At 65.4% G+C, this 8,728-nt stretch carries 10 protein-coding genes; 2 read left to right on the top strand and 8 right to left on the bottom strand.

What is annotated here, in order from left to right:
• Positions 1-350: 350 nt before the first annotated feature.
• The 3 genes from V5A38_RS07520 to V5A38_RS07510 all read right to left on the bottom strand — a co-directional run bounded on the left by V5A38_RS07520 (position 351) and on the right by V5A38_RS07510 (position 3,219).
• Entirely contained in the window at positions 351-1,076 is a 726-nt protein-coding gene (locus V5A38_RS07520; RefSeq protein WP_332325140.1) for a ribosome assembly factor SBDS, read from the bottom strand.
• Positions 1,077-1,131: 55 nt separating this feature from the next.
• Entirely contained in the window at positions 1,132-1,878 is a 747-nt protein-coding gene (locus tag V5A38_RS07515) for a DUF2797 domain-containing protein (RefSeq protein WP_332325139.1), read from the bottom strand.
• 708 nt (positions 1,879-2,586) lie between these two features.
• Positions 2,587-3,219 (bottom strand): rubrerythrin family protein, encoded by a 633-nt coding sequence (locus V5A38_RS07510; RefSeq protein WP_332325138.1) that lies wholly within the window; start codon positions 3,217-3,219, stop codon positions 2,587-2,589.
• 22 nt (positions 3,220-3,241) lie between these two features.
• Here V5A38_RS07510 and V5A38_RS07505 point away from each other — a divergent pair, with 22 nt between their 5' ends.
• Entirely contained in the window at positions 3,242-3,538 is a 297-nt protein-coding gene (locus tag V5A38_RS07505) for a hypothetical protein (RefSeq protein ID WP_332325137.1), read from the top strand.
• 37 nt (positions 3,539-3,575) lie between these two features.
• Here the strand turns inward: V5A38_RS07505 and V5A38_RS07500 are convergent, their stop codons facing one another.
• The 3 genes from V5A38_RS07500 to V5A38_RS07490 all read right to left on the bottom strand — a co-directional run bounded on the left by V5A38_RS07500 (position 3,576) and on the right by V5A38_RS07490 (position 4,792).
• The gene (locus V5A38_RS07500; protein ID WP_332325136.1) at positions 3,576-3,911 is read right to left on the bottom strand and encodes a 2Fe-2S iron-sulfur cluster-binding protein; all 336 of its coding nucleotides are present in this window, start codon (positions 3,909-3,911) and stop codon (positions 3,576-3,578) included.
• Positions 3,912-3,985: 74 nt separating this feature from the next.
• Positions 3,986-4,429, bottom strand: a complete 444-nt coding sequence (locus tag V5A38_RS07495) for a universal stress protein (RefSeq protein WP_332325135.1) — start codon at positions 4,427-4,429, stop codon at positions 3,986-3,988.
• 72 nt (positions 4,430-4,501) lie between these two features.
• The gene (locus V5A38_RS07490; protein ID WP_332325134.1) at positions 4,502-4,792 is read right to left on the bottom strand and encodes a hypothetical protein; all 291 of its coding nucleotides are present in this window, start codon (positions 4,790-4,792) and stop codon (positions 4,502-4,504) included.
• Between the two features lie 71 nt (positions 4,793-4,863).
• Here V5A38_RS07490 and V5A38_RS07485 point away from each other — a divergent pair, with 71 nt between their 5' ends.
• On the top strand, positions 4,864-6,615 hold the full coding sequence (locus tag V5A38_RS07485; RefSeq protein WP_332325133.1) for a flippase activity-associated protein Agl23: 1,752 nt from the start codon (positions 4,864-4,866) through the stop codon (positions 6,613-6,615).
• A 511-nt stretch (positions 6,616-7,126) separates the two neighbouring features.
• Here the strand turns inward: V5A38_RS07485 and V5A38_RS07480 are convergent.
• Both V5A38_RS07480 and V5A38_RS07475 read right to left on the bottom strand, forming a co-directional pair.
• Positions 7,127-7,312: a hypothetical protein gene (locus V5A38_RS07480; RefSeq protein ID WP_332325132.1), complete on the bottom strand. Its 186-nt coding sequence runs from the start codon at positions 7,310-7,312 to the stop codon at positions 7,127-7,129.
• 277 nt (positions 7,313-7,589) lie between these two features.
• Positions 7,590-8,546, bottom strand: a complete 957-nt coding sequence (locus V5A38_RS07475) for a transcription initiation factor IIB (protein WP_332325131.1) — start codon at positions 8,544-8,546, stop codon at positions 7,590-7,592.
• Between the last annotated feature and the right edge of the window lie 182 nt (positions 8,547-8,728).

Raw genomic sequence — 8,728 nt, 5'->3', positions numbered from 1 at the left:
AGAGCCAGAGACTGGTGAGCGAGTCTGTACTGACTTCTGTCCGGCAGTATGAGCAACTCTGTATTGACTTCTGTCCGGCAGTATGAACGCACCCGCTGTATTTTGACGGCTCGTTCTACGAATCGGAGCAGCTCCGACGTCGGAAGGTCGTCGATCAGGAGACAACCTCCGAGACAACCTGTAACTGCCCGAGAATTTCGACAGGGCCAACTCGGTCCCGACCTCACGCCATTCGAGTGCAGTCCCACCCTCCCTCGTTTGCCACAGATTCCGATTACCGGCTGATTCTGCGCTGAAAAGGACTGGCCCGAGCCGGGGGCGGCCGCCCGAGAGCCACGGGAGTCGGCCGGTTACCGGGTCTTGATGTCGTCTTTCTCTTTGACGATGCTCGTCTCGGCTTCGCCGCTGGTCTCCTCGTTGACCAGATCGTAGAAATCGTTCTGCATCCCTGCGGGGAAGGTGACGACGCCGATCCAGGAGCCGTCTGCCTGCCACTCCTCGCGCTCCAGGTCGCCGTACTGGCGCACTTTCGCCTGCGTGCTGCCGGCGTACTCCGGCGGGATGTTCACTGCGACGGTCACCTCGTCGAACCGGATGGGGATAACCGGCCGGAGCGCCTCCAGAGCGTCGTCGACCTGGGTCTCCACTGGCTCCATCGGGTCGACGGTGAACCCGGCCTCCTCCAGCGCACGCTCGATGCGCTCGGGCGGGTGGGGCGCGTTGTCCATCTGCGGGTTGACCGCGTTGCGTGCGATCTGGTTGACCAAGGCGTTGTGCTTTTGCTCTTTCATCTCCGTGCGCTGCTCGGCGGTGATCTGGATCTCCCCGCGTTCGACCACCTCGGGGATGATCTCCATCGGGTCGGTCGTCCCGAACACCTCCTCAAGGTCGGCCTCTGCGGGCCGGTCGCCACGCGAAGCGTCCTCGAACACGTCCTCGGCGGCGATGACGTCCTCCAGGTCGTCCTCGAACTCACCGCGTTTCATCTCCAGTGCGGCGTCCGGGTCGATGAGTACTTCGAATCGCTCGCCGTGGGACTCGAGCCGAGCGGTGACGGCCTCCTCAAGCGGAATCATAGCTGTAAGTTCCGGGGCCGGGACTATAAACTGTCCCCCCTCGACATCGCCGCCGTCAGCCGAACGCCCCCAGACTCGACTGCATCTCGCGCTCGTCGACGCCGTCGGACAGTTCGTGGCCCACCAGCGACCGCATATCCACGGCGTACGTGCTGCCGCCGCGGTCGAGCACCAGCAGTCGGCCCTTCACACCGCGAACAGTGCCGGCCGCCATCGTTTCGGCCATCGGCTGTCCGGAGAACGACAGGCCGTAGTCGAACTCGAGCGTCTCGATCGGGTCGAACTCCGCGAGCAGCGCCGTCCACGCGTCGTCGTCGACGGCTTTGTGCAGTCCCTGGCGCTTCGTCGGCACCCGAACCCTGTCGGGGATGCGCTCGGCGATACCGGCCTCGATACGCCGGGCGGCCCTGCCGTCGTCGACAGTGCGGATATGGGCGGCGCAGTCGGCCCCCTGTTCGAGCAGGCGGGTCTCCAGGCGCCACTCCTTGGTCACACCGATCTTGAACGTGTCTGGAGCGAACGCCGCCAGATACACCGCGTGGTCGTCGAAACAGTCCATCTCGTCTTTGAGACAGTCGCCCGTACAGCGAGCACACACCCAGACGTGGCTGTGCTCGTCGCAGTAGGGCGCAGCGTCGGCGTCGCAGGCGATATGCTCGCCGTCGTGGAGCGTCCCAGCACAGTGGCGGTCCCCGAGGGCGTAGGCGAGTTCGGTCCCGGGGGTGAGGTCGATATACTCCACCGTCCCGTCCTGCGAGAGGAGGAGGCCACCATCGCCGGCGTCGTAGCCCACGACCTGCATAGCCACACCTACGAGAACCTGCGGCAAATGGCTATCCATCTCGGTGGGCCCCAGCGCCGTCGAGGACCGTTGGTAATCACCCCCGCAGTGTCGACGGCTGCGTCCCGGGATAGGTCCGGGACACCCGAAACTCGTGGATTGTTGGAAACTGCTGTCAGAAAGCCTGTAGAGATGGTCTCGGCTATCATCAGAGATGCAACTAACGTCAGCATGTTCGAGCCATGCCATGTCAACGCGTGACGCTGGCGCGGAGCGACGGACGGTGTTGACCGCAGCGAGGGGCGCAGTCGGGGCGCGCGGACTCGACTCATCGGACAAGGAACGACCCCGCCGCCGCCACGCCTGGGTCTCGGTCTGTGGGCGGTATCGATTCGGCGCTACGGGTGCGTGAAACCCTGAAACGAGTAACTGCGACCGCCTCGCCGGACACGGTCGGACTCGTGTCCGGGGTTAGCTCTCGTCGGTGTCGCGGGCGTCTATCGATCGGCAGACCGACCAGCGAACGCCGATCAGGCGGGTCCTCGGGTGAACCCCGTGCAAGACGACATGCGCCGGGAGGTGAACACGTCGTCGCGGCCGGACCCACCGCCGATTGCGTCCGAGATGGAACTGGGGAGTCCCACGCTCTGTCCACTCGCCTGTGGGGTGCGTTGGGAGCCCGAGGAACGTCGGGCTCGGTCGGGCACACGGACTGTGGCCGCTGCGGGCTCAACAGCCCGGTTTGGGGTCGACACCCATCCCCTGCAGGGCGTCGGCGTAATCGTCGTAGGCCACCTGAATCGTGTACTCGGCGACAGCCCGAGCATCCTCCCAGTCAGTCTCGGTCTCACAGAGCGTCTCCAGCAGCGCCAGCCCTCGCTCGAAGCTCTCCTCGGTATCGGCCCGAAGCTCCCGGAACAGCTCAGCCCGTTTTGGCTCTGTCTCGTTGAGGAAAAACGAGACCACCTGTTTGTGGGTCTGATCGGCGACGAACCCCCGGCCGACCATTCCTGCAGCCACGCGCGTCACCGCGTCATCGCGTCCGCGCAGATAGCCGTGGAGCGGACCACCGTCGGCCGGTTCGTCCGGCTCCGCGAGCGCGTCGAGTACGCGCTCGCGGTGCTCGCGCTCCCGCTCGGCGGCGTCGGCAAAGGCCTCCTGTGCTGGCTCGTGCTCCTCGTCGTCGGCCCACACCGCGAAGGTGTTGTGGGCCGCGTTCTCCGAATCCGCGGCGGCCTGGAGCACGCGCTCGCTCGTGAGTTCACCATCAGTGAGCGCGACGAGCAGTTTCTTCGACCCGAGTCGCTCGAGTTCTGTGCCTTTCGCTGCGGCGACGGCATCGCGGAACTCGGCTCCGTTCATACAGCCATCTCCGGTCGCCGCGGTGAAAGCTCCCGCGGCATCGCCGAGGGTTTCGCTTCGCCCCTACCGACTCGGAGACGAGGGGCGCGGTGATCTGCTGTTTTGCGGTGACACGCTCTTTTTCGGCTCGGTTACGCGCCCGCATCTCGCGGCCGAGGACGAGCGCGAAGTGGCGTTCGTCCAGCGCATCACGGCGTCGCTTTCGCTCCGGCCAGCAAACGCCGAGGAGATCAGCGAGATGACCCTGGGTGCCCGCGAGCCTGCTGAGGAGACGGCGTTCCAACCTGAGTGTGGGCCCAACACCTGCGCGGCGGAGTAATCAGGTTTCGCAGTATCGGGAGGCCCGTGTTGGGTAGTCAGTCGTCGTCGGCGACGGCGCCGTCGGCGTCGACGCCGGCGTTCTCGATACTGGGCGGGTATTTCCCGCGGTCGAGCACCAGATCCGACTGCGGGCGGGCCATACAGGTCAACGCGTACTCCTCGGCCTCTGCCGAGGTGAGCGCGCGCGCCTCTGCGACGCTCTGCTCGACCTCGCCTTCGAGGATCTTCGCGGAGCAGGCGAGACACATCCCCACCCGGCAGGAGTACTCCTGGGCGATCCCCTCCTCCAGACAGGCCTGGAGCAGTGTCTGCTTGTCGGACACCTCGATGGTCTCGCCGGTCCCGACGAACTCAACGGTGTAATCGGCCATACGTCAGCGGTGGGGCGGTGGTGAGAAAAGGGTTTATCCCTCAGTCGGCGCCGGTAGTGGTCGGGTCGCCGCTGTTACTCCTCTTCTTCCTCCTCGCCCTCCCGAACCGTCAGCACCGGCACGTCGGCGCTCCGGACGACACGTTCGGTGACGCTGCCGAGCAGGAACCGCTCGACGCCGCGGCGCCCGTGGGTCCCCATCACGACGAGGTCGACGCCCTCGGCCTCGATATAATCGATGATGCTCCGGTAGGCCGTCCCGGAGACGATGGTGGTTTCGACCTCGAGACCGGCGGCTTCGCCCTGCTCACGAACGACTTCGACCGCCTGTTCACCCTCCTGCTCCAGCGCGTCCACGACCATCTCTGACCCGGCGTCGACGGAGGCGAAGGCGGTCGCGTCGACGACGTAGAGTGCGTGGAGTCGGGCGCCGTACCTCTCAGCGAGGTCGACTGCGTGATCGATTGCGGCGGCCGCGGCAGGGCTTCCGTCGGTCGGAACGAGGATATCGTCGTACATCTCGTAGGAGTATTCTGCTGGAAAGGGTTAGAAACTATCCCTTCACCGAGGAGTCGAACGCCGGTCGGCTGATTACGTTTCGTCTAGGACGGCCCGAATCGCGTCCTCACAATGCTGCATCGCGTCGAATCGTTCGTCGTCCGCGCCGAGTTGTTGGCTGGCGACGACGCGCCACCCCTCATCGACGTGGACGAGCCCCTTCACCCACCTCTCGGTTGCGAGCAACAGGCCCGCAATCTCCCCGGGTGACTTGCGGTCGGCCTCCGTCACGTCAACGGCCACCTCGACCGCATCAGCGCGGTTGAGCGAGGCGAGTTCGGCGTCGGTCAGGCGGCGCTCGGGCAGACTGTCGAGAACACTCATATCTGCGGGGTCGTGGGCCGGTCGGAAGCCGCTTCCGAACCTTCTTGCGGGAGGACGCGGCAGGAGTCTGTATGCGCCGTCCCGACAGGGTCACACTGGCAGTGCTCACGGTCACGCTGCTGGCCCTGCTCGCCCGCGCCGTCGGTCTCGGCGCACGTCCGTTCCACTGGGACGAGGCCCGCGTCGGCTACTGGACGCTCCGTTCGCTCGCTGTCGGAGCGTACGAGTACCGCCCAGTCGCCGGCGGCCCGTTTCTCTACATCGTCGGTCGCTGGCTATTCACCGCCGTCGGCGCCGGTGACGCCGTCGCGCGCGCCATCGTCGCCCTCATCGGTGGCCTCCTCCCGCTCTCAGCGTTGCTGTTCCGCGCAGGCGGGCTCCGACCGGGCGAGGATCGTGAGCCATGCGGCTCGGATACCGGCACCGACACTGACGCGACACAGTACAGCGTCAACTCGGCGTTCGATTCGGCGCTTCGGCGGCGGTCCACGCCTGGGCTCACCGGGGTCGAGACCGTTTCCCTCTCGGTCATCCTTGGGTTTGCGCCGCCGCTGCTCTACTACTCCCGGGTGTTCCGGGCTGACCTCCCGCTGGCGGCACTGGGCTTCGTCGCCTTCGGATTTTTCCATCGCGCACGTGCTCGGGGAACTCGGCGACTGTTCTACGCCGGCGCTCTCGCGTTCGGCCTCGGGCTCACGACGTCCGGCTTCGCACTCGCCATGATCGCCTGCTGGCTGGTTGCCGCGCTACTTGTTTTCGACGAGGGGCGTGTCAGGGGCGACTCGGCCGGCGTCATCCTCGGACGGGTTCGCCGTGTCGGGCGCACGCTCTCGGCGTGGACTGCACCTGTGCTCCGCGCAACGCTGCTCGCAATCGGCGTGGTGCTCGTGTTCTACGTTCCCCGCGGTGTCATCGACTTCGCCCGACCGAGGACGCTGCTCTCGGCGCTCGAAGCCGGCTCCCTGGGTGCTGGAAACCGCTTTCTGGCGGTGTTGGTGCTCGGCCGGCATGCGCCCCCGACCCATATGAACGGTCACCCGTTGCTGCCGTTCGTCGGCGGGACCCTCGAAACCTTGTTGGCGACGGCGCTCCCGGTCGTCGCGCTCGCACTCTGGGGGTTCGTCCGTGAGCGCTACGGCGGCCGCTCCCGCCCGGCGGTGAGTTTCGGCACATACTGGGCGGGCATCGGCCTGCTGGTGTTCCCCGCCGTGACGGAGGTGAACGAGCCCTGGGTCGCCGTCCATATCCTGGTCCCGATGGCACTCCCGGCAGCGGTGGGCCTCGCCACAGTCTGGCGCTACGGTCGGGAGCATTTCGCGAGAGGTGACGCGATGCGTGTCGCGACGGCGCTGTTGCTTCTGAGTGCAACCGGCGTTCATGCGGGTGCCGTCGTCGCTGGCGAGGTGTACGATGACCCAGATGCACGTGACGACCTCCCCGGGTTCGCCCAGCCGGAGGCGGAGCTTCGGCCGGCGATGGCCGCGGCGACAACGACAATGGAGGGAAACGACGGGACGGACGTGCTCTACGTCGGTGAACGGTTCCTGCTCAAGGATGAATCAGTGCTGGAGCGGCCGCCCGTCCCCGAGGAGTCCCGTGACGCGTTCTCCGCACGGCTTCCGCTCTCGTGGTACGTCGAACGAGCCGAAGGTGAAACGGCAAGCGTCGCGTCGCCGGACGCGGTTCCGGAGGACCCACCACCGGTCGTCGTCACGACGCCGCGGCACGCGCCGGCGCTTTCGGAGCGGTTCGAGGCGTATCAGCGCTACCGGGTGACTCTCGGGCTGACGGACCGCACGGTCGTGGTGTACATCGCTGAGTGAGCGATCGGGCTCCCTCGCACTGCTGCTATTGCTCATCCCCCAGAACGCCAACTCGTGATCGGTTCCGAGTTCGATGGGACTCACCAGGACCCACGTCTCGTCGGCGAACAGGAGGTGACAGGTAGCTCCCGAGTCAGTTGATCCGGATCTACTCAGTCGGCGTCGTCCTGCGGTCTGACGGAGACGGTCGTTCCGTTGGCGATCGTGACCCGGCACTGGTTGAACACGGACTCGACGCTCAGTTGTGCCACCGCGGAAAAACCGAGCTCGATCATCCACGTCGACGAGCTCCCGCACCGGATCCAGGATTTCACTCTCCTCGTCGAGCCTGTCCGCCACGCCCATCGTAACGACGGTAGGTTGCTCCTGCTGGGGCGGTATCGGACACTGTTCCGCTTCCGGGTTCGCTTCTGATGACTCGGCTTGCTCCATCTCGACGGGAACAGATCAGGGTCGAGTATGGCTCTCGTCTCGTATGGATATCGGGTTCGACATCTGACGTCCGTGGTGGTCAGTCCGATCGGAGTGCTCTCTCCCTTCGGCGCTTGCGCAGTACGTCGAGGCGCTGCAGCGACGTCCTGATCTCGTAGATCACCTCGGGCCCCTCAGCCGCCGAGAGCGCTCGGTACAGACCGGCCTCTATCTGATCGAGCGTTTCTTCGGTGGACGGGCTCTCTCGTTCCTCAGAGTACTCCATCGTCTCCGTTCACTCACTGAGACCCTATCGTTATGCGGTCATTTCCAGCCGCAAGCAAACTGCTCAACGAACGAAACGTCCTGTTTCGCATGTTGACGCTGTTCGCCACGGCAGGGTTGACTCCGTTCACGGTCCCGGTGAACACGTCTCCCGGTAAGGGACCGGACCACATCAGTCACACGGGTGCGGTACCGGGTCTGCAGGCGATACAGAACGCGCTCAGTGACAGACACCTTCGCCGAAAAGCCTCGCCGGCTGGTCGTACGCCAGCGACGACCTACCGGAAGCCCATCGCTTCGATCTGCTCCTGATACCGGTTCCGGATCGTCACTTCGGTGACTTGCGCGACCTCGGCGACCTCGCGCTGGGTCTTCTTCTCGTTACAGAGCAGCGACGCGGCGTAAATCGCCGCGGCCGCGAACCCCGTCGGCGACTTCCCGGAGAGCAGCCCCTGCTCGGCCGAGACGTCGATGATCTCCGTGGCTTTCGACTGCACCTCCTCGCTCAGGCCGAGTTCGGAGGCGAAGCGCGGGACGAACTGTTTGGGGTCGACCGGTTTGAGCTCCAGGCCGAGCTCCTGAGAGATATACCGATACGTGCGGCCGATCTCCTTCTGTGGGACCCGCGACACCTCGGCGACCTCGTCGAGGCTCCGGGGGATACCCTCCTGGCGGCAGGCAGCGTAGAGCGCCGCCGTCGAGACACCCTCGATCGAGCGCCCCCGAATCAGGTCTTCGTTGAGGGCGCGCCGGTAGATGACCGAGGCGACCTCCCGGACCGACCGGGGAACCCCGAGGGCGGAGGCCATCCGGTCGACCTCCGAGAGCGCGAACTGGAGGTTGCGCTCGCCGGCGTCCTTCGTCCGGATGCGCTCCTGCCACTTGCGCAGGCGGTGCATCTGGCTCCGCTTCTCCGAGGAGAGCGACCGACCGTAGGCGTCCTTGTCCTTCCAGTCGATCGTCGTCGTCAGCCCGCGGTCGTGCATCGTCTCCGTGATGGGCGCCCCCACACGGGACTTGCTCTGTCGCTCGGAGTGGTTGAACGCGCGCCACTCCGGCCCACGGTCGATCTGGCGCTCGTCGAGCACCAGCCCACAGTCGTCACAGACCAGCTCGCCTTGGTCGTCGTCGGTAACGACCTCGTCGGACCCACATTCCGGACAAGAGACGATCTCGTCGGCGACCTCCTCCTCGGATTCGGACTCCTGCTGCCGCTCCCGGGTAGGGCGTTCCATTAAAAGATTTCTGGTGATACCTACATTTAAGTCTTTATTCGTCCTCGACAAGAAAACGGAAAAGATTACCCGGAGGGAAGCCCGATGTGGGGGGTTCTGATCCGCGAGAAATCGACAGATTCCCTGCACTCCCGGTTACCGTTGTGATTACTCACAGGTATTCACCAACACTTTTGTATAAC

Origin of the sequence: Halolamina sp. (assembly GCF_036626355.1) — an archaeon.
Classification (GTDB): Archaea; Halobacteriota; Halobacteria; order Halobacteriales; family Haloferacaceae; genus Halolamina.
This window is presented reverse-complemented; position numbering and strand designations above follow the sequence as displayed.

Bases quoted from the DNA above. Each gene is read 5' to 3' on its own strand.
- V5A38_RS07515 (WP_332325139.1), bottom strand. From the start codon at position 1,878: ATGCAGGTCGTGGGCTACGACGCCGGCGATGGTGGCCTCCTCCTCTCG.
- V5A38_RS07475 (WP_332325131.1), bottom strand. From the start codon at position 8,546: ATGGAACGCCCTACCCGGGAGCGGCAGCAGGAGTCCGAATCCGAGGAG.
- V5A38_RS07520 (WP_332325140.1), bottom strand. From the start codon at position 1,076: ATGATTCCGCTTGAGGAGGCCGTCACCGCTCGGCTCGAGTCCCACGGC.
- V5A38_RS07485 (WP_332325133.1), top strand. From the start codon at position 4,864: ATGCGCCGTCCCGACAGGGTCACACTGGCAGTGCTCACGGTCACGCTG.
- V5A38_RS07495 (WP_332325135.1), bottom strand. From the start codon at position 4,429: ATGTACGACGATATCCTCGTTCCGACCGACGGAAGCCCTGCCGCGGCC.
- V5A38_RS07480 (WP_332325132.1), bottom strand. From the start codon at position 7,312: ATGGAGTACTCTGAGGAACGAGAGAGCCCGTCCACCGAAGAAACGCTC.
- V5A38_RS07510 (WP_332325138.1), bottom strand. From the start codon at position 3,219: ATGAACGGAGCCGAGTTCCGCGATGCCGTCGCCGCAGCGAAAGGCACA.
- V5A38_RS07500 (WP_332325136.1), bottom strand. From the start codon at position 3,911: ATGGCCGATTACACCGTTGAGTTCGTCGGGACCGGCGAGACCATCGAG.
- V5A38_RS07490 (WP_332325134.1), bottom strand. From the start codon at position 4,792: ATGAGTGTTCTCGACAGTCTGCCCGAGCGCCGCCTGACCGACGCCGAA.